This window comes from Streptomyces sp. NPDC001480 (genome assembly GCF_042894725.1).
In the GTDB taxonomy this organism is placed as follows: domain Bacteria; phylum Actinomycetota; class Actinomycetes; order Streptomycetales; family Streptomycetaceae; genus Streptomyces.
Window position 1 is genome coordinate 50,728 of record NZ_JBIAVX010000018.1, and the last position, 26,404, is coordinate 77,131.

Annotated in this window: 30 protein-coding genes, 1 tRNA gene and 1 pseudogene; 17 read left to right on the plus strand and 15 right to left on the minus strand. The window is 73.9% G+C overall.

Translation table 11 applies throughout. The features are described 5' to 3' along the window. The first annotated feature begins 8 nt into the window (after nt 1–8). The 4 genes from ACFY01_RS36220 (at nt 9) to ACFY01_RS36235 (ending at nt 2,830) form a co-directional block, all read left to right on the plus strand. Nucleotides 9–290 carry a HypC/HybG/HupF family hydrogenase formation chaperone gene (locus ACFY01_RS36220; RefSeq protein WP_390740007.1) on the plus strand — a complete coding sequence of 94 codons (282 nt, stop codon included), beginning with the start codon at nt 9–11 and terminating at the stop codon, nt 288–290. After that, nucleotides 287–1,411, plus strand: coding sequence for a hydrogenase formation protein HypD (gene hypD / locus ACFY01_RS36225; protein WP_390740008.1), 1,125 nt, complete (start codon nt 287–289; stop codon nt 1,409–1,411). Before ACFY01_RS36220 ends, hypD begins: the two co-directional genes overlap by 4 nt. Further along, entirely contained in the window at nt 1,404–2,471 is a 1,068-nt protein-coding gene (hypE, locus tag ACFY01_RS36230) for a hydrogenase expression/formation protein HypE (protein WP_390740009.1), read from the plus strand. Before hypD ends, hypE begins: the two co-directional genes overlap by 8 nt. Before the next feature lie 182 nt (nt 2,472–2,653). Beyond that, on the plus strand, nt 2,654–2,830 hold the full coding sequence (locus ACFY01_RS36235) for a hypothetical protein (protein WP_390740010.1): 177 nt from the start codon (nt 2,654–2,656) through the stop codon (nt 2,828–2,830). A 4-nt stretch (nt 2,831–2,834) separates the two neighbouring features. Here the strand turns inward: ACFY01_RS36235 and ACFY01_RS36240 are convergent, their stop codons facing one another. Further along, nucleotides 2,835–3,290: a hypothetical protein gene (locus ACFY01_RS36240; RefSeq protein ID WP_390740149.1), complete on the minus strand. Its 456-nt coding sequence runs from the start codon at nt 3,288–3,290 to the stop codon at nt 2,835–2,837. A gap of 158 nt (nt 3,291–3,448) precedes the next feature. After that, a complete protein-coding gene (locus ACFY01_RS36245; protein WP_390740011.1) occupies nt 3,449–4,582 on the minus strand; it encodes a PP2C family protein-serine/threonine phosphatase in 1,134 nt (377 codons plus the stop codon). 151 nt (nt 4,583–4,733) lie between these two features. Here ACFY01_RS36245 and ACFY01_RS36250 point away from each other — a divergent pair, with 151 nt between their 5' ends. Next, a complete protein-coding gene (locus ACFY01_RS36250) occupies nt 4,734–5,012 on the plus strand; it encodes a GlsB/YeaQ/YmgE family stress response membrane protein (RefSeq protein ID WP_390740012.1) in 279 nt (92 codons plus the stop codon). A gap of 64 nt (nt 5,013–5,076) precedes the next feature. Here ACFY01_RS36250 and ACFY01_RS36255 read toward each other — a convergent pair whose 3' ends face one another. Both ACFY01_RS36255 and ACFY01_RS36260 read right to left on the minus strand, forming a co-directional pair. Then, the gene (locus tag ACFY01_RS36255) at nt 5,077–5,964 is read right to left on the minus strand and encodes a Gfo/Idh/MocA family protein (RefSeq protein ID WP_390740013.1); all 888 of its coding nucleotides are present in this window, start codon (nt 5,962–5,964) and stop codon (nt 5,077–5,079) included. Between the two features lie 66 nt (nt 5,965–6,030). Then, nucleotides 6,031–6,276: a hypothetical protein gene (locus ACFY01_RS36260; protein ID WP_390740014.1), complete on the minus strand. Its 246-nt coding sequence runs from the start codon at nt 6,274–6,276 to the stop codon at nt 6,031–6,033. A 211-nt stretch (nt 6,277–6,487) separates the two neighbouring features. Here ACFY01_RS36260 and ACFY01_RS36265 point away from each other — a divergent pair, with 211 nt between their 5' ends. Beyond that, nucleotides 6,488–6,739: a DUF5133 domain-containing protein gene (locus ACFY01_RS36265; RefSeq protein ID WP_390740015.1), complete on the plus strand. Its 252-nt coding sequence runs from the start codon at nt 6,488–6,490 to the stop codon at nt 6,737–6,739. A gap of 91 nt (nt 6,740–6,830) precedes the next feature. Then, a complete protein-coding gene (locus ACFY01_RS36270; protein ID WP_390740016.1) occupies nt 6,831–7,052 on the plus strand; it encodes a hypothetical protein in 222 nt (73 codons plus the stop codon). 55 nt (nt 7,053–7,107) lie between these two features. Here ACFY01_RS36270 and tgmB read toward each other — a convergent pair whose 3' ends face one another. Together tgmB and tgmA are read right to left on the minus strand one after the other, a co-directional pair. Further along, the gene (tgmB, locus tag ACFY01_RS36275) at nt 7,108–8,091 is read right to left on the minus strand and encodes an ATP-grasp ribosomal peptide maturase (protein WP_390740017.1); all 984 of its coding nucleotides are present in this window, start codon (nt 8,089–8,091) and stop codon (nt 7,108–7,110) included. 15 nt (nt 8,092–8,106) lie between these two features. Next, entirely contained in the window at nt 8,107–8,298 is a 192-nt protein-coding gene (tgmA, locus tag ACFY01_RS36280) for a putative ATP-grasp-modified RiPP (protein ID WP_132853957.1), read from the minus strand. Between the two features lie 165 nt (nt 8,299–8,463). Between tgmA and tap the strand changes: the two genes are divergently transcribed. Next, complete coding sequence (gene tap, locus ACFY01_RS36285; RefSeq protein WP_390740018.1) at nt 8,464–10,629, plus strand: telomere-associated protein Tap; 2,166 nt, start codon at nt 8,464–8,466, stop codon at nt 10,627–10,629. A gap of 23 nt (nt 10,630–10,652) precedes the next feature. On the opposite strand, the gene ACFY01_RS36290 is transcribed toward tap, so the two are convergent. The 4 genes from ACFY01_RS36290 to ACFY01_RS36305 all read right to left on the minus strand — a co-directional run bounded on the left by ACFY01_RS36290 (nt 10,653) and on the right by ACFY01_RS36305 (nt 14,115). Further along, entirely contained in the window at nt 10,653–11,522 is an 870-nt protein-coding gene (locus tag ACFY01_RS36290) for a fructosamine kinase family protein (RefSeq protein ID WP_390740019.1), read from the minus strand. 38 nt (nt 11,523–11,560) lie between these two features. After that, the gene (locus ACFY01_RS36295; protein ID WP_390740020.1) at nt 11,561–12,436 is read right to left on the minus strand and encodes a hypothetical protein; all 876 of its coding nucleotides are present in this window, start codon (nt 12,434–12,436) and stop codon (nt 11,561–11,563) included. Between the two features lie 64 nt (nt 12,437–12,500). Beyond that, complete coding sequence (locus ACFY01_RS36300) at nt 12,501–13,502, minus strand: hypothetical protein (protein WP_390740021.1); 1,002 nt, start codon at nt 13,500–13,502, stop codon at nt 12,501–12,503. 139 nt (nt 13,503–13,641) lie between these two features. After that, a complete protein-coding gene (locus ACFY01_RS36305) occupies nt 13,642–14,115 on the minus strand; it encodes a GNAT family N-acetyltransferase (RefSeq protein WP_390740022.1) in 474 nt (157 codons plus the stop codon). Between the two features lie 188 nt (nt 14,116–14,303). On the opposite strand from ACFY01_RS36305, the gene ACFY01_RS36310 reads away from it, so the two are divergent. Next, a complete protein-coding gene (locus ACFY01_RS36310) occupies nt 14,304–14,447 on the plus strand; it encodes a hypothetical protein (RefSeq protein ID WP_390740023.1) in 144 nt (47 codons plus the stop codon). Nucleotides 14,448–14,461: 14 nt separating this feature from the next. Further along, nucleotides 14,462–14,893, plus strand: coding sequence for a LamG domain-containing protein (locus ACFY01_RS36315; RefSeq protein ID WP_390740024.1), 432 nt, complete (start codon nt 14,462–14,464; stop codon nt 14,891–14,893). Here ACFY01_RS36315 and ACFY01_RS36320 read toward each other — a convergent pair. After that, the gene (locus tag ACFY01_RS36320; protein WP_390740025.1) at nt 14,888–15,103 is read right to left on the minus strand and encodes a hypothetical protein; all 216 of its coding nucleotides are present in this window, start codon (nt 15,101–15,103) and stop codon (nt 14,888–14,890) included. The two genes, ACFY01_RS36315 and ACFY01_RS36320, sit on opposite strands and share 6 nt — an antisense overlap. 24 nt (nt 15,104–15,127) lie before the next feature. Next, a complete protein-coding gene (locus ACFY01_RS36325) occupies nt 15,128–15,535 on the minus strand; it encodes a hypothetical protein (protein ID WP_390740026.1) in 408 nt (135 codons plus the stop codon). Nucleotides 15,536–15,930: 395 nt separating this feature from the next. Here ACFY01_RS36325 and ACFY01_RS36330 point away from each other — a divergent pair, with 395 nt between their 5' ends. The 4 genes from ACFY01_RS36330 (at nt 15,931) to ACFY01_RS36345 (ending at nt 18,352) form a co-directional block, all read left to right on the plus strand. After that, nucleotides 15,931–16,377 (plus strand): hypothetical protein, encoded by a 447-nt coding sequence (locus ACFY01_RS36330; protein WP_390740027.1) that lies wholly within the window; start codon nt 15,931–15,933, stop codon nt 16,375–16,377. Between the two features lie 110 nt (nt 16,378–16,487). Further along, on the plus strand, nt 16,488–17,180 hold the full coding sequence (locus ACFY01_RS36335; RefSeq protein WP_390740028.1) for a class F sortase: 693 nt from the start codon (nt 16,488–16,490) through the stop codon (nt 17,178–17,180). A gap of 238 nt (nt 17,181–17,418) precedes the next feature. Then, on the plus strand, nt 17,419–17,919 hold the full coding sequence (locus ACFY01_RS36340; protein WP_390740029.1) for a hypothetical protein: 501 nt from the start codon (nt 17,419–17,421) through the stop codon (nt 17,917–17,919). Nucleotides 17,920–17,983: 64 nt separating this feature from the next. Continuing rightward, complete coding sequence (locus ACFY01_RS36345) at nt 17,984–18,352, plus strand: low affinity iron permease family protein (RefSeq protein WP_390740030.1); 369 nt, start codon at nt 17,984–17,986, stop codon at nt 18,350–18,352. Between the two features lie 24 nt (nt 18,353–18,376). Here the strand turns inward: ACFY01_RS36345 and ACFY01_RS36350 are convergent, their stop codons facing one another. Next, a complete protein-coding gene (locus ACFY01_RS36350; RefSeq protein ID WP_390740031.1) occupies nt 18,377–18,682 on the minus strand; it encodes a hypothetical protein in 306 nt (101 codons plus the stop codon). Between the two features lie 125 nt (nt 18,683–18,807). On the opposite strand from ACFY01_RS36350, the gene selA reads away from it, so the two are divergent. Continuing rightward, nucleotides 18,808–20,151 (plus strand): L-seryl-tRNA(Sec) selenium transferase, encoded by a 1,344-nt coding sequence (selA, locus tag ACFY01_RS36355; RefSeq protein WP_390740032.1) that lies wholly within the window; start codon nt 18,808–18,810, stop codon nt 20,149–20,151. Between the two features lie 5 nt (nt 20,152–20,156). Continuing rightward, nucleotides 20,157–21,905, plus strand: a pseudogene (locus tag ACFY01_RS36360) (SelB C-terminal domain-containing protein); the annotation flags it as partial. A gap of 35 nt (nt 21,906–21,940) precedes the next feature. Here the strand turns inward: ACFY01_RS36360 and ACFY01_RS36365 are convergent. Next, nucleotides 21,941–22,033 (minus strand) — tRNA-Sec (locus ACFY01_RS36365). Between the two features lie 34 nt (nt 22,034–22,067). On the opposite strand from ACFY01_RS36365, the gene selD reads away from it, so the two are divergent. After that, nucleotides 22,068–23,084, plus strand: a complete 1,017-nt coding sequence (gene selD / locus ACFY01_RS36370; protein WP_390740033.1) for a selenide, water dikinase SelD — start codon at nt 22,068–22,070, stop codon at nt 23,082–23,084. 17 nt (nt 23,085–23,101) lie between these two features. Here the strand turns inward: selD and fdh are convergent, their stop codons facing one another. Beyond that, the gene (fdh, locus tag ACFY01_RS36375) at nt 23,102–26,362 is read right to left on the minus strand and encodes a formate dehydrogenase (RefSeq protein WP_390740034.1); all 3,261 of its coding nucleotides are present in this window, start codon (nt 26,360–26,362) and stop codon (nt 23,102–23,104) included. Between the last annotated feature and the right edge of the window lie 42 nt (nt 26,363–26,404).

Below are 26,404 nucleotides of genomic sequence, written 5' to 3' on the forward strand. Positions count from 1 at the left end.
AGAGACCCATGTGCCTTGCCGTACCCGGCAGAGTGCTGGACATCCAGGAACGCGACGGCACCCGGATGGCCGCCGTCGACTTCGGCGGCGTCGTGAAGGACGTGTGCCTCGAGTACCTCCCCGACCTCCAGGTCGGTGAGTACGCCATCGTGCACGTCGGATTCGCGCTCCAGCGGCTCGACGAGGAGTCGGCGCGGCAGACGCTCGAACTCTTCGCCGAACTCGGCATGCTCGAAGAGGAGTTCGGAGACCCCTGGAAAGCGGCCACGGGCGAGGAGGCGCACAAGTGAAGTACATCGACGAGTTCCAGGACCCGAAGCTGGCCCGCCGGCTGCTGGACGAGATCCACGCCACGGTGACCCGGCCCTGGGCCCTCATGGAGGTCTGCGGCGGACAGACGCACTCCATCATCCGCCACGGCATCGACCAGCTCCTCCCCGAGCAGGTCGAGCTGATCCACGGCCCGGGCTGCCCGGTGTGCGTGACCCCGCTGGAGGTCATCGACAAGGCCCTGGAGATCGCCTCCCGGCCCGAGGTGATCTTCTGCTCCTTCGGCGACATGCTGCGCGTGCCGGGCACCGGACGCGACCTGTTCCAGGTGCGCGGCGAGGGCGGGGACGTCCGGGTGGTCTACTCGCCGCTGGACGCCCTGCGGATCGCCGAGGAGCACCCCGACCGTCAGGTGGTGTTCTTCGGCATCGGCTTCGAGACGACCGCGCCCCCGAACGCGATGACCGTGCACCAGGCCCGCAAGCTGGGCATCCGCAACTTCAGTCTGCTGGTCTCGCACGTCCGGGTCCCGCCCGCCATCGAGGCGATCATGCGCTCCCCGGACTGCCGGGTGCAGGGCTTCCTGGCCGCCGGGCACGTGTGCACGGTCATGGGCGTCGACGAGTACCCGGAGCTGGCCGAGCGGCACCGCGTCCCGATCGTGGTGACCGGCTTCGAACCCCTGGACATCCTCGAAGGGATCCGCCGCACCGTGGCCCAGCTGGAACGTGGCGAGCACCGCGTCGACAACGCCTACGCCCGGGCCGTCCAGGCCGGGGGCAACCCGGCCGCCCGCGCCATGCTCCAGGACGTCTTCGAGGTCACCGACCGGGCCTGGCGGGGCATCGGCGTGATCCCCGACAGCGGCTGGCGGCTGTCCGCGAAGTACCGCGAGTACGACGCGGAGTTCCGCTTCTCCGTCGAGGACATCCAGACCCGCGAACCCGCCGAGTGCCGCAGCGGCGAGGTCCTCCAGGGCCTCCTCAAGCCGTACGAGTGCGAGGCGTTCGGCACCCGCTGCACCCCGCGCACCCCGCTCGGCGCCACCATGGTCTCCAGCGAGGGCGCCTGCGCCGCGTACTACCTCTACCGGCGCCTGGAGACCACCCCCGCCGCCCGGGAGGCGAACCCCGTTGCCTGACACCACCGATCGCCTTGACCTGACCGGCTGGACCTGCCCGGCCCCGCTGCGCGACCAGCCCCGGATCGTCATGGGCCACGGCGGGGGCGGCACCCTCTCCGCCGAACTGGTCGAGCACGTCTTCGCCCCCGCCTTCGGCGGCGCCACCCTCGCCCAGCTGGGCGATGCCGCCACCGTGTCCCTGGGCGGGGCCCGGCTGGCGTTCTCCACCGACTCCTTCGTCGTACGGCCGCTGTTCTTCCCCGGCGGCAGCATCGGCGACCTCGCCGTCAACGGCACCGTCAACGACCTCGCCATGAGCGGCGCCCGGGCCGCCTACCTCTCCTGCGGGTTCATCCTGGAGGAGGGCGTGGAGATGGAGACCGTCTCCCGGGTGGCCGAGGCGCTCGGCGCGGCGGCGCGGACGGCGGGCGTCGAGGTGGCCACCGGTGACACCAAGGTGGTCGAGGCCGGCCACGGCGACGGGATCTACGTCAACACCGCCGGCATCGGTCTCGTGCCCGCCGGGGTCGACCTGCGCCCGCAGCGGGTCGTGCCGGGTGACGTGGTGATCGTCAGCGGCCCGGTCGGGGTGCACGGCGTCGCCATCATGAGCGTGCGCGAGGGCCTGGAGTTCGGGGTGGAGATCGTCAGCGACTGCGCGCCGCTGGGCTCCCTGGTCGAGGCCATGCTCTCCGTCACCCCGGACCTGCACGTGCTGCGCGACCCCACCCGCGGCGGTCTCGCGGCCTCCCTCAACGAGATCGCGGCCGCCTCCGGCGCGGGCGTCGTCCTCACCGAACGCGAGGTCCCGGTCCCGCCCGCCGTCGCCAACGCCTGCGCGGTGCTGGGCCTCGACCCCTTCTACGTCGCCAACGAGGGCAAGCTGGTGGCGTTCGTGCCGCGCGAGCACGCCGACGCCGTCCTGGCCGCGATGCGGGACCATCCGCTGGGCGCCGAGGCCGCGATCATCGGCGAGGCGGTGGCCGACCACCCCGGGATGGTGGTGGCCCGCACCGGTCTTGGCGGCACCCGGGTGGTCGACATGCCGCTCGGGGAACAGTTGCCCCGGATCTGCTGACGTGCCGCACCGGGCCCGGACATCGTGTGCTTGTCGGACCGGTCCCTGACTCCGATCGGGCGATGGGTTCACCCGGGCCGGTGAGCGCCCGGGTGCCGGCGTACCACCGGCGCGCGGTGCGCGTTGGCACCGGCATGGACCGACTTCCCTTCGCGCTCCGGCGCTCACGGTGCCCGGAGCCCGTGCCCCTGAGGCCCGCCGCGGCGGTCGCCGCGCTGCGCACGCGCGAGCCGATCTATGCCCAGCTGGTCTCGGAGTGGCGCGCCGAGGGCCGTACCGTCCCCGCCGGATCCGAGGCGCCGGGATCCTCGCCGGGCGGGCGCGTGCCCCGGGCCCGGCCGGAGGGGGAACGCCGCTGACGGGTCAGCCGTCGTGCGCCGGCGCCAGGACGGCGAGGGTGCCGTTGGCCTGGCGCAGCGCCAGTTCCAGGGTGGCTGGGGAGTGCAGCGCGCCGGTGCCGTCGGGCGGGATCAGCCACTCCAAGGACCGGGCGGCCCGGTACGGCGGGGGCACGGCCACCCAGGCGCCCTTGGTCGTGTACCGCAGTCCGGAGCCGATCCACCGGCCGGACGGATCGGGCGGCAGGAAGAAGCCGACCCGGTGGGCCACGGTGTCCACCAGGGTGGGCCCGGGGACGGGCAGCGCGGGCTGCCAGAGCAGATCGAGGGTGAGCAGCCCCAGCCGCTCGGGCACGCTGAGCAGGTCCCAGAAACGGCCGGCCTCCAGCAGCGCGACCCCGTCGCCGTGATCCCACTCCCGTTTGCAGGCCCGGGGGTCCGGCGCGGCGGCGGCGAGCCACTCCACGCCCTGCGTCCACATCGTGTTCATGCGCTGCTCCGGCTGATATCTGGCACTACGGGGTGACTGCGCCCCAAGTCGGCACATGCATGCTGGTAGATATTTCTATGCGGCGGAAGGGGTGGCGCAGCATGGCGTTTCTGTGACCACCGTGACAGGAGTGACTCGGCAGGAGTGACTCAGGACGCCGGAGGGGCGATCTCCGGCGGCACCGGCCCCGACTCCGGTGTCAGCAGCAGCATGGTCGCGTCGTCCAGGACGACACCGCAGTACTCCACGAGATCCGCCCACACCCGGCCGGGCAGCCCGGCCGGATCGCCCTCGGCGAGCGCACCGAGCCGGTCGACCAGCGGATAGAACGCGCCGGCGGAGTCCCTGGCCTCCCAGACGCCGTCCGAGGCCAGGAACAGCCTGTCGCCCGGCCGCAGCTCCACCGTGGCCTCCTTCGGCGGGTCCAGATCGGTCAGCCCCAGCCCGAGCGGAGGCCCCGGCACGATCTCGACCCCGCGGGCCCGCCCCTCGTGCAGCAGCAGCGGCGCCGGATGACCGCAGGCCACCATGCGCACCGACCGGGCGTCGCCGGAGAACTCCAGGAACACCGCGGTGGCGAACAGCTCGGCGTGCCGGACGGCCGCCGAGTCCACCCTGAGCCTGCGGTCCAGGCGCGCGGCGACGGACTCCAGATCGGGCTCGTCCAGCACCGCCTCCCGGAACGCCCCCAGCAGGGACACCACGCTCGGGACCGACGCCAGCCCGTGTCCCTGCACGTCCACCATCACCGCCCGCACGCCGTACGGACTCGTCCGTACGTCGATGAAGTCCCCGCCCACCAGCGTGCCTTGCTGCGCCGCCCGGTAAAGGCCCACGCACCCCACCGGCCCCACCCGCTCCGGCAGCGGCGGCACCACGGACCGCTGCACGGCCTCGGCGACCGTCCGCTCGGTGACCAACTGGGCGTCGCGGTGACTGCGCACGAAGGAGACGAACACGCTCAGCATGGAGACGAAACAGATGGTGAGCAGGTCGGTGTTGCCCGGCCGGTCGAGGTTCGCGGCCGGGACGTTCAGCAGCCCGATGGCCGCGCCGCCCAGCACGGCGGTCGCCAGCGGCCCGTACGACAGCACGGCCAGCGGCGGGATGGCGCCCAGCATGAAGCCGATGTCGAGCGGGTGCGGACTGGCCACCGTGGCCGCCGTCACGCCCGCGAGCAGCGCCACGGGCAGCACCCGTACCCAGCGCGGCGGCGGCGCTCCCCGCAGCCAGCCGGAGCGGTCCGCATACCGGCTCGACGGCCGGACGCCCACCCTGCCCACGCTCCCACGCTACGCCCGGCCGCCTGCCCGGGCCCGGGAAACGGGGGCGCCGGACTGCCGACGATTCACGTTTCCACGATTTCCAGGTTTGCCGACACCGTCTCGGCACATCCGTATGGTGCATGGATTTCCGACGGATTGTGGAGGACAAGTGGGCATCATCGCCTGGATCCTGATCGGTCTGCTGGCCGGTGCCATCGCCAAGTTGCTGCTGCCGGGCAAGGACCCCGGGGGCATCATCATCACCATGCTGATCGGTATCGCCGGTGGCCTGCTCGGCGGCTGGCTGGGCAAGGTGATCTTCGGAGTCGACTCCATCGACGGCTTCTTCGACCTGTCGACGTGGATCGCCGCGATCGTCGGTTCGCTGATCCTGCTGGTGCTGTACCGGCTCGTCAGCGGCGACCGGCACTCACACCGGCACGCGTGACTCCGACGGTGGGGCAGGGCTCAGGACGCGGGCCCTGCGAACCCGCCCCCAAGAGCCGTGGCGCTCAGTCGGCCCGGTCGGGCAGCAGGGCGTGGGCCGCGGCGAGAATCTCGGTCAGGCGCAGACCGAAGACGGCGTCGCACGCATGGGGCCGACCCGTGCGGGCGGCGCCGATCAGTGCGTCCACGGCCCGGCCGAAGGCGGCGAGGGCGCCTTCGGCACTCTCCGGAAGCGCGCTCACCCCGGCCGCCCCCCGCAGTTCGACGGTGGCTCCGGCCGCCCCGGGCGGGGCGGTGAGGCTCAGGGTCAAGGTGCTGGAGGCACCCCCGGCGTGCTCCAGGATCACATGAGTGGTGTCTCCGGGGCCGTGCGCGGCGGCCGCCACGCGCCGCACGTCGCCCAGGACGGGCAGCAGCACGGACAGGGCGTGCGGTCCGACGTCCCACAGGCCGCCCTTCTCCCGGCGCCACGGTGAGGCCGAGAACGGGCTGTCCGTCGTGAACACCGCGCCGAGCCAGTCCGCTCGCGCGGTGAACCAGTCCGCCCGGCCCGCCTGTTCGGTGATCCACGCCTCGGTCTCGGGCTGGAACCGGGTGGTGAGGAAGACCACCGAGGCGACGCCGGCATCCCGTACCGCGTCGACGACCGCCCGGCCCTGCGGCACCGTCGCGGCCAGCGGCTTGTCGAGCAGCAGATGGCATCCGGCGCGGGCCGCACGCTCGGCGAGCGGGGCCTGGACGTCCGGCGGCAGGGCGACGGCGACGGCGTCCACCTCGGCGAACAGGGCGTCCACATCGTCGTAGGCGCGCGTGCCGTGACGTTCCGCCAGCTCGGCGGCGGCCTCCGCGCGCCGCCCCCACACGCCCACGAGCTCCGCCTTCTCGTGTCCGCTCAGGGCTGGGGCGTGCACCATGCTGGCCCAGGGGCCGGTGCCGAGCAGTCCGATGCGCATCGCGTCAGCGTCGCACACTCCGGGCTCGTCGGGGAGGGCGGGGCATTCACCGGGGAACGAGGCGCCTCAGGCGGCCGGCCGCTCCACAGCGGCCCGCTCGCCCGTGATCGCCGTCCGCGCGTGCTCCGCCGGCCCGCTCCGCCGGTCGCCCCGGACCAGACGCAGATGCCTCCGCCGTCCGGCATGCCGTGGCCGGTCCGGGGCGGAGGTGAGCAGGCGCTCCTCCACCCGGTCCATGACCACCAGCAGGGCGGCCAGCAGCGGCAGCAGCAGTACGGCGACGATGACCACGACATCCTCTCGGCCGGACAACGCACTTCGAGTGCTCGCAACGGCGTCACGGATGCGTGCGGTGCGCGTGAAGGAATGGTGACGATCCCAGGCCGGCCGGCGGCCGCACGAGGATCCCGGCCCGGCTCGCGTGCGACACGATCGCGTCATCTCCTCGGCGTGGCGCGCGAGATGGGCATGATCCACGGACTTGCGGGCATACGGTGCACAAAACTCTAGAGAGGGGCACCTCGTGCTGGTCCCGGACCCGAAGGTCGTCAGGAAGCTGCTGACCCGCTACGCATCGCTGCGGATCGCCCAGGCCGAGCAGAACACGCCGGCGGTGACACGGGAACTCGAGGACGTGAGTTACACGCTGTGCGTGATGATGGCCACGATGGACATCGGCGAGGCCGTCGCCCGGGCGGACGCCCTGCTGCCGGCGGAGGGGCGGTGGGCCGGAACGGACACCGAGGGGGACGGCGGGCTCTCCCTGGCCGTGTGACGGGGGAACCCGTACACGGACCCGCCCGGATCCTTACACTCGTCAACCGTGCCCATGTCCATGGGCCGTTGTCGGAAAGGCATGTTGACGGGTGTTCCAGGATTCTCCCATATACGACCGGCTTGTCGCGGAACGCGGCGACATACCCGCGGGGGTACGCAGAGAGGCCGACCGCCTGCGCAGGGAGCTGGAGGTCGTCATGCTGCCACTGCGGTCGCAGGGACTCGCGCCCGGCGCCGGACTGCCGCCGGCCGCGGCACCTGCCCCGGCGTGGGAGCGGATGCCGCAGTTGCCGGGCCCCGGGTCGCCCTGAGGCACCGGACACCCCGTGCGGTCCGGCCGCGGCGCCGCGGCCGGTACGGACGTGATCAGCGGGCGGACCTCTTCGTTCCGTTCGCCGGTGAGCACGGTTCGGCCGAGCCGCACGCCAGCCAGTCGGCGATGCTGCGGGCGATCGGCTGGCCGGTGTCCATCTCCACGAAGCCGAACTGACCCGACTGGTTGCACTCCAGGAACCACCAGATCCCGTCGGCGTCCTCCGCGAAGTCGAAAGCCCCGTAGGTCAGTTCGGCGTCCTTCAGGTATCTGTGGACGGCCTCCGCGACCCGCGGGGGCACATCCACGGGGGCCCAGGGGCCGGCCGACGGGGCGAAACGGACGTCCACGTCGTCGGGGTTCGCGTCCGGCGCCACCGGCTTGCGGGCGGCCAGCAGCCGTTCCCCGACGGCGGTGAGACGGATGTCCGCCCGCTTGGCGACCCGGCGCTGGAGCAGCGTCGGGCCGAAGGCGACGGCCGCGAAGTCGGTGTCCGGGGCGACCCGGCTGGTGGGCACCGCGCGCGGCGGCTCCTGCGGATGGGCGCCGGAGACCGGCTTGACCACCAGATCCGGGAAGCGCTCGGCGAACTCCCGGGCGGCCTGCGGAAACGTGGTGATCAGCGTGGCCGGCACGGCGAGCCCGCTGCGCTGGGCGGCACGCAACTGCCACGGCTTGTGGCGGGCCCGGCGGGCGGCGTCCGGATGGTTCATCCAGCGGGCGTCCGTCGAGCGGAGCATGCCGTACAGCGCCTGGGAGGACTCCTCCGTCAGCCACTGGGACGGCTGGGCGGCACGGGCGGCGGCTGCTCCCGGCCTGCGCACCCAGATGGAGCGCAGGCCGTTCATGCTGACCAGCCGGCCCCCGACGGACAGGTGTCCACGGCAGCCGCCGTGCACGTACTCGCCCGACAGGGCGACGCCGCGGGTCAGGTCGGCGGGGTCGAAACGGACCACCGGGACGCCCGACTCGTTGAGCCGGAGGACCACCATGTCGGCGGTCACGTCCTCTTCGGTGGTCAGAATGAGCACGGTCATCTTGCGGGGCCCGGCTCAGTCGTCGAAGTGCGTCTTGGAGCCGGCGGTGGAGGTCGTGGTCCCCAGTGCTCTGAGTGTCGCGTGGTCGGTTGCGGCGATCCGCCCGTCGGGGAAGACGTTCAACTGCAGTCCGGAGTCGTACGCGTACGGAGTGGTGACGTCCAACTGCACAGCGGGGCGCGCGTAGTTGAGCGTGAACGGTTGCATGGTCTCTCCCTGTTTCGGCTTCCACCCCCTTATACGAATCGAACGGGTGGTTGGTTTCCTTACTCTCCGTGATCACCGCCGGAAGCTGGGAAAACAGCGGAGCGTTGTTGCGCGAGTGCTGAGATAGCATCCGGCAGGGCGCCAGGGAGAAAGACGGATGTGGAAATGACGGACCAGCCCGATGAGCTGTTCGCGGCGGTCGACTCGCTGCTCGCCGCCGTCGACGGCGGCACCGTGCTGCCCGTCCCGGCGGAGCGGACCCGGCTGCGGGAGGCGGCCGGGCTGACCCGGGCCGCCGTGGCCCAGGCCCTCGGCGTACGCGTGCCCAGCATCGAGGCCTGGGAGGCGGGCCGCGCCGAGCCCAAGGGAGAACGCCTGGAGGCCTACCGACGGCTCCTCGCCGGTCTCGCCGACCGCTACCCGGCCCCACAGCCGCCCGCCGCCGTCCCGGCCGCACGCGATCTCACCGCCCGGCCGTCCACCGGCCGCCGGGCCGAAACCCCGGGCGAGGGAATCCCCGCCGCCGGGCAGCCGGCCGCCGGACGCGACGACGAGGCCGGCACGCGGCCCACGTCGCCCAGGCGTCCGGCCCCCGCGAAGGCACCAGGCTCCCGGCCCCGTACCCCCGCCGAGCCCGCCCCGGCCGGGGCCGTCGACCCCCGCTTCGCCCACGGCCCGCTCGCCGTGGTCGACGCCGCGGAGGGTGAGGTGACCGCGTACTGCGTCGGCGGGCTGGTGCTGGACGTGCCCGCGCGGTCGCTCCCGGCGCTGGTGGAGTGGGCGCTCGGCGAGGCGCGGCTCGGGCAGGCCCGGCTGCACCGGTCGGGCAAGGACGCCGACCCGCTGGTGGTGCTGACGGCGGCGGCCTGCGAGCGGTACGGGCTGCCCGCGCGGCTCACCGACGACGAGCGGCTCGCCGGCCGGCTCCCGGAGTCCCACAAGGCCGTACGGCAGCTGAAGCAGGCCGACTGGCTGCTGACCAGGCGCGGTCTCGGCCCGTGGGCCCGGATCTACCGCCCCGCACAGGGCGGCCGGCGCGCCTGCGTCCAACTGTGCGTCCCCGCCTGGCACGCGCTGGACACCCGGCACTGGGGCGAGGCCGCCTCGCTGCCGCCCGCCGACCTGGCCCGTGTCCTCGGCGCGTACGCCGCCCGGGTCCTGACCCCGCGCGGCTCCACCGCGGTCACCGGCCTGGAGCTGATGACGGCGCTGCATCCGCCCACCCGCGCGGTCAAGCAGGACGACGGCCAGTGGGTGTCCGCACCGAACCCGGGCGCCCTGACCGAGGCCGTGGACTGCGCCCCGTGCGAGGCCCCCGACGGCCACCCGCTCCTCGCCCATCTCCCGCGCTTCCACCAGCGCACCCCCGCCGAGGTGCTGCGCGAGGAGGCCTACGACTGGGCCCGGCCGCTGACCGACGAGGAGTGCATGCGGCCGTACCTCGTCGGCATCGACGTCAACATGGCGTTCGCGGCGGCGGCCAACCGTACGGTCGTGGGTCTCGGCGCGCCGGTCCACCTCCACAACCCCGCCTTCGACCCGTCGCTGCCCGGTTCCTGGCTGGTCGACCTGTCCCACGTCCGGCTCGACCCGCGCCTGCCGAGCCCGTTCACCCCGGACGGCGAGCCGCCGGAGGGCCCGGCCTGGTACGCGACGCCGACCGTGGCGTACGCGCTCGAACTCGGCCACGAGGTCGGCCCGCTGGAGGCCTACGTACGGCCCGAGCACGGCCCGTACCTGGACGCCTGGTACACCAGGCTGCGCGACGCCTACATCGCCACCATGGCCGATCTCGGCGTCACCACCGGCATGGCGCCCAAGGACTTCCTGGCCGCGATGGAGGTCCACAAGGACCGGGACCCGGAGCTGGCCCTGGTACTCGCGGCGATCAAGGCCACGGTCAAGGGCGGCATCGGCAAACTGCGCGAGCGCGCCCGCAGCGGCTGGCGGCCGGGCGAGCGCTGGCCCGCGCTGGACCGGCCCACCTGGCGCCCCGACATCCGCGCCGCCGTCATCTCCAAGGCGCGCACCAACATGCACCGCAAGATGCTCGCGATGGCCCGCGCCACCGGCCGGTACCCCGTGGCGGTGCTCTCCGACTGCGCGGTGTACGCCTCCGACGGCCCCACCCCGCTCGACCTCCTGCCCTACCGGGACGGCAAGCCCCTGCCCGGCGGCTTCCGCATCGGCGTCAGCCCCGGCATGGTCAAGCACGAGGGGACCCAGAGCGTGCTGTGGGCGGAGGGGCTGCGCGAGGAGCACGGCGACCACCTCAACCTGGCCCGCTACATCAAGTCCGGCCGGATCAGCGCGCCGGACGAGGGGGAGTAGGCGTACGCCGGCGGGGTGCCCGGTCAGCCGGCGAGGGCCCGCCGGGCCACCCTGAGGGCCTGCTCCGCGTACCCGCGGCCGAACAGCACCGTGTGCACCAGCAGCGGGAAGAGCTGGTGCAGGCCGACGCGGTCCGCCCAGCCGTCGGCGAGGGGCGCCGCCTCCTGGTAGCCGGCCAGGATCCGGTCCAGGTGGGGGCAGCCGAAGAGGTGGAGCATGGCCAGGTCGGTTTCCCGGTGCCCGCCGTGCGCGGCCGGGTCGATGAGGTGGACGTGCCCGTCGGCGCCCCACAGCACATTGCCGTTCCACAGGTCGCCGTGCAGCCGCGCGGGCGGCTCGGCGGGCCCGGCCAGACCGGGCAGCCGCTCGCAGACCCGCTCGACGGCGGCGGCCTCGGCGCAGCGTAGGGTTCCGTCGTCGACGGCGCGCCGCAGGTACGGCAGTACGCGGTGCTCGGCGTACCAGCGCGGCCAGTCGGCGCCGGTGCTGTTGCGCATCGGGGCGAGCCCGATGTAGGCGTCCTCGGGCCCGTCGGGCGGCGGCGCCCCGAACGCGGGCGCCCCGGCGGAGTGCAGGGCGGCCAGCGCACGGCCGAAACGCGCCGCGGACCCGGCGCCGGGCGGCCCGGTCGGGATCCGCTCGGTCACCATCCACTGCTCGTCGTGGCCGTGTACGGCGGGCATCCGGACCGCACCGGCGGCGGCCAGCCAGCGCAGTCCGGCGACTTCCGCCCGTACCGCGCGCGGGCCGTCCCCGCGTTTGACCACCACCACCACCGTGCCGCCGTCGAGGGTGACTTCGGCCAGTGCCCCGGACAGCGGACGCCCGCCGGTCACCGGACGCCCGGTGAGCCGGGACGCCACGGCCCGCGGTTCCTCGCTGCTGTCGACCACGGCCCCAGGGTACGGGCCCGGCCCGACCGGCGAGCGGATCACTCCCGGTCGGTGTCCGGGGCGCCGGTCAGGCCCACGGGGTTGCCGGACGGCAGCAGGCCGGCCTCGCGCACGGTCCTGGCCAGCGGTTCCAGAAGACGGGCGAGGCGTTCGGTGGCGCCCTGGTCCAGGACGGCCCACGGCCGCTCCGCGGCGGCGTCGGTCCGCGCCTCGACCGCCTCGTGCTCCGCGACGCCGGCCGCGGTGAGCGTCCCGTCGGCGGCGAGCAGCCCCCGCTCGCGCAGCTCGGTCTCGGCCGCCCGCCATGCCGTCAGGTCCCATCTGCGGCCCTCGCGCAGGACGGCGCCGTCGGACTCGCCCGCGGCCGACTTCAGCACCATCGCGGCGACCGGCCCGAGCCCGTGGCCCACCAGGACGGCGACGTGACCGTCGCCGCGGTGCTCGCGCAGCGTGGTGACGGCCTGCCAGAGCCGCACGTGCGGCTCCTTCGGGCGCTCCAGGGCCTGGTTGGCGGCGCCGAGGACCCGGCCCTCGGTGTCGGCGGCCATCGCCGCGGCCCAGGCCAGGTCGGCGGCCTCGGTCAGCTCGGGGGAGGTGACGGCCGCCGGCCCCAGCAGCCGCGTCATCGCGGCTTCCACGGCCCGCTCCCGCGCCTCGAGGACCTCGGCCGGGGCGGCGTACCCCCAGGCGTCGGGCAGGGCCCGTTCCACCCGGCTTCGGTGGAAGACGTAGAAGCAACTGGTGACGACCGCCGGGGGCACCGCGCCGAGCGGTGCGGCCCGCAGCGCGAAGTACCCCATCCAGAAGCCGCGCATCCCCAGGGCGTCGGTGGTCTGCTGGATCCCGGGCGCGTAGACCAGGTCGTGCACCGGTTCGTACCGTTGCCACATCGCCCGCGACAGTGCCTCGCCCACGGCTTCCTCCGGCTCCCGCCCGGCGCTCGCCGGGCAGTCGACGCGATTATGACCACCGTCATGGTCACCGGGGAAGCGCCCGCACGCGTCCGAGTGCGTTGCCGGGGAGCTCGGTGAACCACACGGAGCCGTTCGGGCCGGTGGCGAGGCGGAAGGGGACCTTGTCGGCGCCGGAGGGCACCGGGAACTCCTCGACGGCGCCGGCCTGCGTCACCCGGCCGATCCGTCCGGCCTGCTCGGCGAACCACACCTGTCCGTCGGGGCCCCGGGTGATCCCGCTCGGCCCGCTGTCGGGCTCCGGCAGCGGGAAGCGGGTGACCCGGCCGGTGGAGTCGACGCGGTCCACGGAGTTCGTCCCCGAGGCGGTGACCCACATCCCTCCGGGTCCGGCGACGATGTCGTCGGGGAAGTCGTCGGCCCCCAGCGGGAATTCGGTGATCCGCCCGGTGCGATCGATCCGGCCGGCCTTGCCGCCGAGCAGTTCGGTGAACCACAGGGCTCCGTCCGGCCCCGCGGTGATGCTGTGGGGGCTGCCGTCCGGGGTGGGCACCGCGTACTCGGTGATCCGGCCGGCGGTGGTGATGCGCCCGATCCGGTTCGCGTCCGATTCCGTGAACCACAGGGCGCCGTCGGGCCCGGTCGTGATGCCGAGCGGTGTGCTGTCCGCGCGGGGCAGCCGGTACTCGGTGATCCGGCCGGCGGTGGTGATGCGCCCGATCCGGTCCGCGCCCGACTCGGTGAACCACAGCGCGCCGTCGGGCCCGGTCGTGATGCCGAAGGGGGCGCTGCCCGCGGTAGGCGTCGGGTGGTCCGCGACCGTTCCGTCCGCCGCCATCCGCCCGATCCGGTCCGCACCGGACTGCGCGAACCACAGTGCCCCGTCCGGCCCGGTCGTGATCCCGGACGGGAAGCCGGCGGCGGTGCTGGTGATCGGATACTCCGTCACCTCGCCGGCCCCGGCGCGGGCGGGGGAGGCGACGGCGGCCACACCGGCCAGGGCGCAGAGGACCGCCGCGAGGACACGACGGCCCCCTCGGCGGACGGCCGGCGCAGGTGTGTCGGGCATGGGGCCGGCCCCTTCTGGGCATGAGCGCGCACCGGCACCGGCGCCGGCGGCATCCCTGATCTCGCGCCCCACGCTAAGGTCCGCCCCGCCACCGCTCGAGCCACCGGACCCGGACGAGTGACCCCCGCGTGTCGGCGTCTCAGCCGGCCGCGGGGCCGGTGCGGGCGTGCAGCAGCCTGGGCGACGCCTCGAAGCCGTGGCGGGCGTAGGCCGGGACCGCCCGGGGACTGGAGTGGACGGTGACCCGCTCCAGGCCGAGTTCCCGGGCACGGTCGAGGACCGCGTCGATGAGCCGGCCGCCGAGGCCGTCGTCGCGCTCGCCGGGGATGACGTAGACGCACTGAAGATCGCCCGAGGCCCGCTCCAGGGCGTGCGGAGTGGGCACCCGCGGCAGGACCGCCGGCCAGGCCATGCCGATCACGGCTTCGCCACGGAGCAGGACCAGGCAGCGGTGCGAGGCGGCGTTCTCCCGCGCCCAGCCGGTGAAGTGACGTACGGACTCGTCGCGTCCGGTGTGCGGTTCGCCGCCGTTCTCGAGGATCCACCGCCAGCGGAGCCCGGCGACGGCGGCCAGTTCGCCGGGCTCGGCCGGGCGGATGATGATGTCGTCCACCCGTGCATTCTGCTGTGTTCCGCCAAGTCCTGGACGGTGATGGCGAGTTCCTGGTCGGTGAACGCGCTGTAGGACGGGTTGACGTCGCTCTCCCCGCCCCGGCCGTCTCAGCCGCGGTTCGGGTTGGACATCAGGTACGTGCCGGACGAGCAGGGGTCAACTCGGGCGCCACGATCAGCGGCAACGTCGTGGTGAAGGACAACGCGATCGTGCAGAGCGGCGCCAACCTCTCCGGCGGCGCCGGTGACGGTCAGGGCTGCCGCAGTGGCCCCGGCCGCGGTGAGGAACGACCGTCGGCCATGTCGCCCTCGCCGACGACCTGCTGGCGGTAGCCTCCTCCTACTCTGTGGCGACCTGGGTGAAGCTCTCCGGCCGCCCCGACGCCTGGACCCGCGTCTTCGACTTCGGCACGGGCGTCACCGCGAACATGTTCCTGACGCCGCTGAGCGACGCCGGCACCCTGCGGAACGCCATCACCGCGGGCGGCGGGGGAGCGGAGCAGCGGATCGACGCCGACCCGCTGCCCACCGACCGCTGGGTGCACGTGGCCGTGACCTACGGTGCCGGAACCGCCGTGCTCTACGTCGACGGCAGGGAGGTGGGCCGCAACACCGAGGTCACCGTCGAACCCCGCTACTTCGGCAACCACATCCGGGCCGCGTACATCGGCAGGTCCCAGTACTCCGACCCGTACCTGAAGGCGGCCGTCGACGACTTCCGTGTCCACGGCCGGACGCTCACCCCGGCCGAGGTGGCGGCGCTGGCCTCCGGTTCATGACACGACCGTCGCCTTCCGCGGCGCCGTACGGTGTGCCCGCCGGGCGCGCTCCCCGCCGCCCGCCCGGCGTACGGCGAACGGCGCCGCGAGGCCGGTCAGGGCGAACATCGCCCCCACGACGTACCACCCGGGGCGGCCCCAGCCGATGCACAGCGAGATGAGCAGACCGGGACCGAGGGCCTCGCGAAGGAGACCTAGCCGCTCGGTCACCTCGCCCGTGGCGGGCGGGCTCGCCTACCACCGGGCGGGGCTGGCACGATCGGCGAACTGTGGCACTCCGCCGCAGGGTTCGACTGGACGGCCATCAGCCCGTCGAGGGAGGAGGAGGTACGGCCGGTCCCGCAGGGCGAGCCGGCGGGGGCCGCCGCCGGCCGGGACGGGCGTGACCGGCGGGAGGAAGGCCAGGAGGGCCGCGGCGGCCGTACAGGCGACCGCCGTGCCGAGGACCATGAGCCGGTAGGCGGCGAGGGTGCCGACCTGGACGGCCCAGCCCGCCAGCAGGGCCCCGAGGGAGACGCCGACGTTGGTCACGGCACGCAGATGGGCCCGGAACTCCTGCGGCCGGTCCCCGCCGTAGTGCCGGACGAGCGGACTGCGGGCGGCGACCCCGGCGGCCTTCGCCCCGGTGGCGGCGCTGACCACGAGGACGAACGGTCAGAACCCCCTCGCCGGCACGAAGGCGACCGCGGCCGGCGCCTGGACGACCAGCGTGGTGGCGTAGACGCCGCGCGCCCCGCCCCGGTCCGCGAGGTGCCCCACGGCGATGCCCAGGACGAGCGAGAGGAGACCGGCGACGGCGAGCCCTCACCCTGCCGGTGACCCGAGGGCGGTGACGGCCGCGCGGAGGTGTCCGCGGGTCGACCGCTGACGCGGTGACAGTTCGCCACGTTCGGGGGAACCGGCGGCGCGCCGGTAACCCGGCTGGGCGGCCCGGATGGTGCGTCCCGGTGGCGTGGCTGACGGTGGTTCATGTCGGAGGTCGGGTCATGACAGCTGATGGAGTATTGGCTGCCCGGCACCGGCGGAAGGATTCCGAGATGCGATCTGCCCGCATGATCCTGGCCACGGCGGCAGCGACGGCCGCCCTCGCCATCGCCGCTCCCGGGGCCCACGCCTACGGGGGCGACGAGGGCCGCGATGACTCTTCCTACAGCAAGAAGCAGGACGACGACAGCAGCCACGACGAGGAGCGTGGCGGGGGCCACTCCGGTGGCGGCAAGCACGAGTCGAGCGGAGACGACTACGACTCGGAAGGGGACGACAGCGGTTTTGACTCCGGTTCCTCCAAGGACGACGAGCACGACAAGGACAGCGGCGGCTGGAGCAAGGAGAAGGACCACGACAAGCCGCGCGGCGGCATGCACACCGGAGGCGGCGCGCTGGCCACGCCGGGCGTGACCGCCGCCGGGCTGTCCGTCGTGGCCGTGGCCGCCACCGGCATGTACGCGCTGCGCCGCCGCAAGGTCGCCGAACCGGCCGTCTGACCGGAGTCCGATGCCCCAGGGCTACGGCCGCCGCCCGCGCACCTCGCGCTCGGCGGCCGGCTGCCCGCCCCCGACAGCCGCGCTGCCGTGTCCGAATGAGGTGGTTTCCCATGGCAGCTGACCCGCAGACGCCCACCCGCACCCCCACCGTCACCGGGCCGGCCCCGGCCGGGCCGGGCTCCCGCTCCGGTGGGCGGCTGGTGTGGACCGCCGCGATCGCACTCCTGGCCGTCGCCCTGATCGGCGGCAGACAGGGACCGTCCGGCTCCTCCGACCCGCCCGGCGCGGCGAGCGTCGCGGGCGCCCCCACCGCATCGGCGTCCCCGGACGCCCCCCGGTCGGACAGGTACCTGTCCCGCTCCCGGCCGACGCGCCTGTCCATCCCGGAGATCGCGGTCGACGCCCCCTTCACATCCCTCGCCATCGGCGACTCCGGCCGGCTCCAACCGCCGCCCGCCGACAACACCAACCTCGTCGGCTGGTACTCCGACGGTGTCTCGCCCGGGGAGGCGGGCACCGCGATCATCGCGGGCCATGTCGACACGAAGACCTCGGCCGCGGTCTTCGCGGAACTGGGCGAGCTGAAGCCCGGCGACCGCTTCACCGTGGAGCGGGCCGACGGTACGAAACCGTCCTTCGTGGTCGACAGCGCGGAGACCTTCGCCAAGGACGAGTTCCCCAGCGAACGTGTCTACGCCGACACCCCCAGGGCGGAGGTGCGGCTCATCACCTGCGCCGGGGACTACGACCGAACGGTCAAGGACTACACGGACAACCTTGTGGTCTTCGCCCATCTGGTCTGAGTCCGGTGCCCCCGGAAATGCGGAAAGGACCGGCGGTCGAGGAAAACGAGGTGAAACGACGGCCGGAAAAGGCGGCCGGAATTCGACGCAACCATTCATCCGTTCCGGGTGCGCGGGCGAATTCCCGGAAATCGCGGGAACCGGCGCGGTGGGAAAGCGGTCTTAGGGTCCGCCGACGGCGAGGAACGCCTTCGCCGTCATGACCGAAGAACCGAATGCACCGGGGGAACGAAAAACAATGGCCATCCGTATGCGCACCCGCAGGACACTGCTCACCGCCGCCACCGTCACCGCGGCCCTGTCCCTGGCCGCCGTGACCCCGGCCCTCGCCGGAACCGGCGACGGCCATCACACCCGGGCGGCGGCCACCGTACAGGGCGACCCGCGCGACGTCACCCAGCGCGTCGCCGACTTCTACGGCGCCTACATCGACTCCGTCTGGGACAACGAGGACCCGGCGGCGGCCGCGAACGCCAAGGCCCTGCGCTCGTTCTACCTGTCCGCCGCCGCCCAGCGGAAGGTCACCGCGTACGAGGCGGAGGAACACGCGGACGGCATCCTGTTCGCACAGAACGTGCCGGTGAAGTGGAAGGTCGCCTACACCGGCTCGGGCGCCGGCCACGCGACCAGCAGGGTCACCCTCACCTGGGGCGACGGCTCCGACGCACAGGTCACCCGCATCGACGTCCAGTCCGACCTGAGGACGAAGAAGATCACCGACCTGAAGCAGGCCGGCTGACACCCTCCCCGCGCGACCACCCGCCCCGGTGCGCAAGCGCTGCCAGGGCGGGTACCCGGCGACCGTGCCTGTGTCGCATCCCGCGGAGCGGTCCCGGAACGGGCGAGGGTGGTTCGAGCGGCTGGCCGAAGGTGCCTCCAACCTCACCAGCTCGATCGCCTTCTACTGCTTCTGCCTCGCCCTGGTGGCCGCGTTCGTCGCCGTCCACGTCGCCGGCCTCCCGTTGACCTGGCAGCTGCTCGTCGGCGACATCATGACCTCGGTCAACCTGCTCCTGCTGGCCCTGTTGAAGAACTCCGAGCGACGCGCCGAGCGCGCGGTGCAGCACAAGCTGGACAGCATCGCCGCCGCGCTGCTGGAGCAGAGCGAGGGCAGGACCGGCCAGGCCCACGAGGACCTGCGCAACGCCATCCGCGTGGAGGAGGAGATCTGAGCCCGGCCGGCTCCGGGCCCCGCTTCAGTGGTCCTGGCCGCGTCCGCCGCCGCGCTGACGCGTGTCCCCGGCCGGGTGGGACGCTGCCGTGCCACTCGACTGGCCGCCGCCGGTCGAGCCGTAGCCTCCGGGGACGCCCGGCGGCATGTCGGCGTCGGCATCCGCCGTACTGACGCGGCGGCGGGCCCGCACGTTCGGCCGGCGCTCCGGGTACGGGTAGTCGAACGGACGCGAGGCCTCGCGCTCCCGGTCCGCCTCGGTCTGCTCGCGGGCGGCGCGCTCGGCCGCTTCCCTGTCGTCGTGGCGGTGGTCGTGTTCGCTGTCGTTCATGCGCCGCCGAGTACCCGGGGCCCCGCGTCGGCAACGTCCGGCGTGTCGAAGCACCGGCACGGGGCACTGAGAGACGATGGGAACACCGCGGAGAGCCACAGGCAGGGCCGGAGAGGCAGGGCTCCATGGAGCAGCGGGTCGCATCGCATGCGGCGGGCGGTAGCGTCCCGGCGGACCCCGACGTACGCCGGCGGATCCCGCGCACCGATGCCGTGCTGCGCGATCCGCGGCTCTCCGAGGCGGCGGCACGGCTGGGCGCGGCCGTGGTGAAGACGGCCGTGCGGCAGGCGCAGGAGCGGGCGCGGGCCGGTGCCGTCCCGCCCGAGCGGGTGGCGGACGCGGCCGTCGCGCTGCTGCCGGACACGGCGGGCGGGCTCCGCCCGGTGATCAACGCCACCGGGGTGCTGCTGCACACCAACCTCGGCCGGGCCGCGCTGTCGGCGGCGGCCCGGCGAGCGGTCGAGGAGGCCGCCGGCCCCACCGACGTCGAGCTGGACCTGGTGACGGGGGCGCGGGCCCGCCGCGGGCGCTCCGCCCTGCGCGCCCTGTGCGACCGGGTGCCGTCGGCCGGCGCCGCGCACGTCGTCAACAACGGAGCAGCCGCCCTCGTCCTGGTGGCCACCGCGCTCGCCGCCGGCAAGGAGATCGTCATCAGCCGCGGGGAGATGGTGGAGATCGGGGACGGCTTCCGGCTGCCCGACCTCCTGGTCTCCACCGGGGCCCGGCTCCGTGAGGTCGGCACGACCAACCGGACGACCGCCGCCGACTACGCCGCCGTGATCGGCCCCGATACGGGCTGCGTGCTGAAGGTGCACCCGTCCAACTTCCGCATCACCGGCTTCACCCGCGCCGCCGCCGTCGGTGAACTGGCGGCGCTGGGCGTCCCCGTGGTCGTCGACATCGGCTCCGGGCTGCTCGCGCCGCATCCGCTGCTGCCCGACGAGCCCGACGCCGAGACCCTGCTGCGCGACGGCGCCGCGCTCGTCACCGCGAGCGGCGACAAACTCCTCGGCGGACCGCAGTGCGGGCTGCTGCTCGGCGACGAGGAACTGGTCCGCACCCTCTCGCGGCACCCCCTGGCCCGGGCCCTGCGTGTCGACAAACTGACACTGGCCGCCCTGGAGGCCACGCTCACCGGCCCCCCGACGCCGACCGCCGTCGCACTGACCGCGGACCCCGCACGGCTGCGGTCCCGCGCCGACCGGCTGGCCGCCACGCTGAACGCGCACGGCGTCGACGCGCGGGCCGTCGAGAGCGCGGCGACGGTCGGCGGGGGCGGCGCGCCCGGCGTGGCCCTGCCCAGCGCCGCGCTGTCCCTGCCGGAGCGGTTCGCCGCGCCCCTGCGCACCGGCCGGGTCCCCGTGGTCGGGCGCCTGGAGGCCGGCCGCTGCCTGCTCGATCTGCGGGCGGTGCCGCCGGAGGACGACGAGCGGCTCGTCCACGCCGTCCGCTCGGTCGCGGGGAGGTAGCCGCCATGCGGGTGCTGGCCACCGCCGGGCACGTCGACCACGGCAAGTCGGCGCTGGTCCGGGCGCTGACCGGGATGGAACCCGACCGCCTGGAGGAGGAACGCCGCCGGGGACTCACCCTCGACCTCGGTTTCGTCTGGACCCGGCTGCCGCCGGACGGTGAGCACCTGGCGTTCGTGGACGTGCCGGGGCACGAGCGGTTCGTCGCGACCATGCTGGCCGGGGTCGGGCCCGTGCCCGCCGTCCTGTTCGTGGTGGCCGCCGACCAGGGCTGGCAACCGCAGTCCGAGGAGCACCTGGCGATCCTGGACGCGCTCGGCGTGCGGCACGCCGTGCTCGCGGTGACCCGCAGCGACCTGGCGGACCCCGAGCCGGTGCGCGCCGACGCCGCCGAGCGCATGGCCGCGACCTCGCTCGGCAAGGTGCCGTCCGTGGCGGTGAGCGCGGTCACCGGCGCCGGGCTGGACGACCTGCGCGCCGAACTGGCCTGCCTGGCCGGAGCACTGCCCGTGCCGCCCGCCGACGCGGACGTACGGCTGTGGCTGGACCGGGCCTTCACCGTGCGCGGCCACGGCACCGTGGCGACGGGCACCCTCGGCGCGGGCACCCTTCGGGTGGGCGACCATCTCGTCACCGCGGACGGCACCGCCGAGCTGAGGGTGCGCGGTCTGCAGTGCCTGCACGAGGAACGCTCCGAGGTCAGCGGGGTGGCACGGGTGGCCGTCAACGTGCACGGCCCCTCGGACGGCGCGCTCGGCCGCGGACAGGTGCTGCTGACCCCCGGCCGCTGGCTGACCACCGGCCTGGTGGACGCCCGGATCGTCGGCGAGCCGGTCGACGATCTGCCCCGGACGGTCACCCTGCACATCGGTACGGCCGCCGTCCCCGTGACCGTCCGTCCGCTGGGCCCGGACGCCGCACGGCTCACCCTGGCCCGCCCCCTGCCCCTGCGGGTCGGTGACCGGGCGGTGCTGCGCGAGCCGGGTGGCGGCCGCACGCCGTGCGGGGTGACCGTGCTGGACGTACGGCCGCCACGGCTGGCCCGGCGGGGCGCCGGGCGGGCCCGGGCGGCGGAACTCACCGCCATGACCGGCCGCCCGGACGGCGTGGCGGAGCTGCGCAGGCGCGGCCTGGCGCGCCGCTCGGACCTCCTCGCGATGGGCATCCCGCCACCCTCCGCGCCCGTCGCCGGCGACTGGCTGGCCGACGAGACGCACTGGACGGCGCTGCGCGAGCGCCTGGCGGCGGAGGTGGACCGGCACGCGAAGGCCCACCCCCTGGAGCCCGGCCTGCCCACCGAGGCGGCCCGCCACCTGCTGGGCCTGCCCGACCGGACCCTCGTCGACGCCCTCGCCCGTACGCCCGGTGAGCCGCGGCTGACCAGCCGTCAGGGCCGCCTGTACGGCCCCGGCAGCACCCGCCCGACACTGCCGGCGCCGGTCGCGGCGGCCGTCGACGCCGTACGCCGCGACCTGGCCCGTACGCCCTACCGCGCGCCCGAGGCCGACCGGCTGACGCGGCTGGGACTGAACCGCAGGGCGCTGGCCGCCGCAGTCTCGGCGGGCGCGCTGCTGAAGATCGCCGACGGCATCGTGCTGCTCCCCGGCGCGGACGAACAGGCCGTGGCCGTGCTGCGGGGGCTGCCCCAGCCGTTCACGTTGAGCGAGGCCCGCCGGGCACTCGACACCACGCGGCGGGTCGCCGTGCCGCTGCTGGAGTTCCTGGACGCCCGGGGACACACCGAGCGGGTGGACGAGCAGCGCCGGCGCTGTCGCGACGGTCCGGGGAGCGGAGGCGGACGGGAATCGAACCCGCCTGCCCGAGATCCTCGGGCACCTCGGTTTTGAAGACCGGGAGGGCCACCAGGCACCCACACGCCTCCACCGACCGCCAGGCTAGTTCCCCAGGAGACCGGCATGACACCGACCCGCCAAGCAGCCGTCAGGCTCACGCAGTTCGCTCACGGCGGCGGCTGCGCCTGCAAGATCCCGCCCGGGGAGCTGGAGGAGGTCGTCAGCGGTCTGACGGCACCCTCGCTCACCGGGGCCGACAGTCCGCTGCTGGTCGGGCTCGCCACCGGCGACGACGCGGCCGTCGTCACGCTTCCCGGGCAGCAGAACACGGCCGTGGTGTCCACCGCCGACTTCTTCACCCCCGTCGTCGACGACCCGTACGACTGGGGCCGCATCGCGGCCGCCAACGCCCTCTCCGACGTCTACGCGATGGGCGGCCGTCCGCTCCTCGCCGTGAACCTGCTGGCCTGGCCCCGCGACCGGCTGCCCTTCGACCTGGCCCGCGAGGTGCTGCGCGGCGGACTGGACGTGGCCACGGAGGCGGGCTGCCACGTGGGCGGCGGACACAGCGTCGACGACCCCGAGCCCAAGTACGGCATGGCCGTCACCGGCCTCGCGGACCCGGCCCGGCTGCTGCGCAACGACGCCGGCCGGCCCGGCCTGCCGCTGTCCCTGACCAAACCCCTCGGCCTGGGCGTGCTGAACAACCGTCACAAGACCACCGGCGAACGGTTCGAGCAGGCGGTCGCCACCATGGTGGCGCTCAACCGGGACGCGTCCGCCGCCGCCCTGGCCGCCGGCGCCTCCTGCGCCACCGACGTCACCGGCTTCGGCTTCCTCGGCCATCTGCACAAGCTGGCCCGGGCGTCGGGCGTGACCGCCGTGGTGGACACCGCCGCCGTGCCCTACCTGGACGGCGCCCGGGAGGCCGTGCGCGACGGGTACGTCAGCGGCGGCACCCGGCGCAACCTGGAGTGGGTGGCGCCGTTCACGGACTTCGGGGACACCGACGCCGACACCCGGCTGCTGCTGGCCGACGCCCAGACCTCGGGCGGGCTGCTGGTCGCCGGGGAGGTACCCGGGGCCCCGGTGGTCGGGGAACTGGTGCCGCGCGGAGCGCACTCGATCGTGCTCAGGTGATCACCGTGCTCAGCTGATCACGGCTCCGTGCCGGTCCGCTCGTCGATGCCCGCCCGCGCCCGGTAGACCCGCACCAGCTCCACGGCGGCCGGCCCCCGGGGGCGGCGGCCCGGCCGGATGTCGACGGCGAACGCCTTCGTCTCCTGGATGTGGGTGTTGGGGTCGAGGGACAGGTGCACCAGTTCGTTGGCCGCGTCGCCGGTGCTGTAGCCGTTCGGCCCCCAGTGGTAGGGCAGCCCCACCTGGTGCAGGGTGCGCCCGTGCACGGTCAGCGGCACGACCCGGTCGGTGACCAGCACCCGCGCCTCGATGACGCCCCGCGCGCTGACGATCGTCGCCCAGCCGGTGTGCTCAAGGCCGCGTTCGGCGGCGAGTTCCGGCGACACCTCGCAGAAGAACTCCGGCTGGAGCTCCGCCAGATAGGGCTGCCAGCGGGACATGCCGCCCGCCGTGTGGTGCTCGGTGAGCCGGTAGGTCGTGGCGACGTACGGGAACACCTCGGTGCCGGGCTCGCCGGCGCTCGGCTGGTAGCGGTTGTCCGGGTGCGCCGGCAGCAACTGCCGTACCGGGTTGCGCTGCCGGCCGTACAGCAGGTTGGGGAACGGCGAGTCCTGCGGCTCGTAGTGCGTCGGCAGCGGGCCGTCGGTCAGCCCGGACGGCGCGTACAGCCAGGCCTTGCCGTCGGCCTGCATGATGAACGCGTCGGTGCCCGACAGCGCCTCGGGGCCCTCCGCGTCGGGCGGCGGCCGGTGGCCGGGGGACTTGTCCTTCTTGAAGTCGGGGACGTCGTGGCCGGTCCACTCTCCCTGCTCCGCGTCCCACCACACCAGCGCCTTGCGCTCGCTCCAGGGTTTGCCGTCCGGGTCGGCCGAGGCGCGGTTGTACAGGACGCGCCGGTTGGCCGGCCAGGCCCAGGCCCACTTCGCCGCGACCCAGTCCTGCTCCTGGCCCGGTGTGCGGCGGGCGGCCTGGTTGACGCCGTCGGCGTACACCCCGCAGTAGATCCAGCAGCCGCAGGCGGTGGAGCCGTCGGGCTTCAGCTGCTCGTACGAGGACAGGGGGCTGCCGTCGCCGTCGCGGCCGTTGATCTCTGCGAGGACGGCCTCCGCGTCCGGCTCGGCCTGGAAGCCCTTGGTGGGGTAGTCCCAGGTCAGGTCCAGCACCGGCCGGTCCATCGGGTCGGTGGACCCGGCGAGCTTCTCCCGGATGATCCGCCCGAGGTGGTAGGTGAACCACAGGTCGCTGCGCGCCTCACCGGGCGGCTCGACCGCCTGGTGGTGCCACTGGAGGAGCCGCTGGGTGTTGGTGAAGCTGCCGTCCTTCTCGGTGTGCGCGGCGGCGGGCAGGAAGAACACCTCGGTGCCGATGTCCTCGGTGCGCAGCTCACCCGTCTCGATCTCCGGCCCGTCCTTCCACCAGGTGGCCGACTCGATCAGGGAGAAGTCCCGCACGACCAGCCAGTCCAGGTTGGCCATGCCCAGCCGCTGGAGCTTGCAGTTGGCCGAGCCGACGGTCGGGTTCTCACCGATGAGGAAGTAGCCCTTGCAGGTGCCCTCCAGCTGGGCCATGACGGTCTCATAGGTCGAGTGGGAGCCCGTCAGGCGCGGCAGGTAGTCGAAGCAGAAGTCGTTCTCCGCCGTCGCGGCGTCACCCCAGTACGCCTTGAGCAGGCTCACCAGGTAGGAGCGCATGTTGCCCCAGTAGCCCTTGGGCGCCGCGTCCGCCCTTACGAAGGCGTCCAGGTCCTGGTTCTGGTGGGCGTGCGGCATCGGGATGTAGCCGGGGAGCAGGTTGAACAGGGTGGGGATGTCCGTCGAGCCCTGGATGGAGGCGTGCCCGCGCAGCGCGAGGATGCCGCCGCCCGGCCGGCCGATGTTGCCGAGCAGGCTCTGCAGGACGGAGGCCGCGCGGATGTACTGGACGCCCACCGTGTGCTGGGTCCAGCCGACCGCGTAGGCGAAGGCCGTGGTCCGGTCCCGTCCGGAGTTCTCCGTGACGAGCTCGCACATCCGGCGGAACACGTCCTGCGGCACCCCGCAGATCCGCTCGACCATCTCCGGCGTGTAGCGGGCGTAGTGCCGCTTGAGCACCTGGAAGACACAGCGCGGGTCGGTCAGCGACTCGTCCCGCTCCGGCTCGCCCTCGCCGATCGCCGCGCCGCCCGCGCCGTGCGCCTCGCCGCGCGCGGCCTCGCTCACCGTGCTGCCGCCGGCGGTGCGTTCCTCGTAGTGGTCGTCGCGCTGGCCCGCGGCGGCCGCCACGTCCAGGCCCTCGTACTGCCAGGTGTGGTTGTCGTAGCTGCGGGTGTCGGTGTCCAGGCCGGAGAAGACGCCGTCCAGGTCCTCGGTGTCCTGGAAGTCCTCGCGCAGGATCACCGGCGCGTTGGTGTAGGCCACGACGTAGTCGTGGAAGTACTTGTCGTTGGCGAGGACGTAGTTGATGATCCCGCCGAGGAAGGCGATGTCCGTGCCCGCGCGCAGCGGCACGTGCAGGTCGGCCAGCGCGCTGGTGCGGGTGAAGCGCGGGTCGACGTGGATCACCTTCGCGCCGCGGGCCTTGGCCTCCATCACCCACTGGAACCCGACCGGATGGCACTCGGCCATGTTCGAGCCCTGGATGACGATGCAGTCGGAGTTCTGGAGGTCCTGCTGGAAGGTGGTCGCGCCGCCGCGTCCGAACGAGGTTCCCAGACCGGGAACGGTGGAGGAGTGTCAAATGCGGGCCTGGTTCTCGATCTGGATCGCCCCGAGCGCCGTGAACAGCTTCTTGATCAGGTAGTTCTCTTCGTTGTCCAGCGTCGCTCCGCCCAGGCTGGCGATGCCGAGGGTGCGCCGCGTACGGACCTGGTCGACCTCCCACTGCCAGCCGGCGCGCCGCGCCGCGATGACCCGGTCGGCGATCATGTGCATGGCCGTGTCGAGGTCGAGGCGCTCCCAGTCGGTGCCGTGCGGGCGCCGGTAGAGCACCTGGTACTCACGGGCGTCACCGGTGGTCAGCTGGAGGCTCGCCGAGCCCTTCGGGCACAGCCGCCCCCGCGAGATGGGGGAGTCGGGGTCACCCTCGATCTGGGTGACCCGGCCGTCCTGTACGTAGACGTTCTGGCCGCAGCCCACCGCGCAGTACGGGCACACCGACTTCACCACCCGGTCGGCGGTGGCGATCCGCGGGGTGCGGCGCGCACTGGTCCCGCTCTTGGCGGCGGCCCCGCGGCCCAGCGGGTCGGTGCCCGTGAGCTGGCGGTAGACCGGCCAGGAGTCGATCCAGGTGCGTACGCCCATGCCCTGCGCCCTTTCGGTGCCGGATGCCGTGCCGGCGGTTCT

Coding starts and splice junctions, on each gene's coding strand:
- ACFY01_RS36220 (WP_390740007.1), top strand. CDS start 9: ATGTGCCTTGCCGTACCCGGCAGAGTGCTGGACATCCAGGAACGCGAC.
- ACFY01_RS36240 (WP_390740149.1), bottom strand. CDS start 3,290: ATGTGGACGCAGGGCGTGGAGTGGCTCGCCGCCGCCGCGCCGGACCCC.
- ACFY01_RS36255 (WP_390740013.1), bottom strand. CDS start 5,964: ATGCGCATCGGACTGCTCGGCACCGGCCCCTGGGCCAGCATGGTGCAC.
- tgmB (WP_390740017.1), bottom strand. CDS start 8,091: ATGACCGTGCTCATTCTGACCACCGAAGAGGACGTGACCGCCGACATG.
- tgmA (WP_132853957.1), bottom strand. CDS start 8,298: ATGCAACCGTTCACGCTCAACTACGCGCGCCCCGCTGTGCAGTTGGAC.
- tap (WP_390740018.1), top strand. CDS start 8,464: ATGACGGACCAGCCCGATGAGCTGTTCGCGGCGGTCGACTCGCTGCTC.
- ACFY01_RS36300 (WP_390740021.1), bottom strand. CDS start 13,502: ATGCCCGACACACCTGCGCCGGCCGTCCGCCGAGGGGGCCGTCGTGTC.
- ACFY01_RS36330 (WP_390740027.1), top strand. CDS start 15,931: ATGCGATCTGCCCGCATGATCCTGGCCACGGCGGCAGCGACGGCCGCC.
- ACFY01_RS36335 (WP_390740028.1), top strand. CDS start 16,488: ATGGCAGCTGACCCGCAGACGCCCACCCGCACCCCCACCGTCACCGGG.
- ACFY01_RS36340 (WP_390740029.1), top strand. CDS start 17,419: ATGGCCATCCGTATGCGCACCCGCAGGACACTGCTCACCGCCGCCACC.
- ACFY01_RS36350 (WP_390740031.1), bottom strand. CDS start 18,682: ATGAACGACAGCGAACACGACCACCGCCACGACGACAGGGAAGCGGCC.
- selA (WP_390740032.1), top strand. CDS start 18,808: ATGGAGCAGCGGGTCGCATCGCATGCGGCGGGCGGTAGCGTCCCGGCG.
- selD (WP_390740033.1), top strand. CDS start 22,068: ATGACACCGACCCGCCAAGCAGCCGTCAGGCTCACGCAGTTCGCTCAC.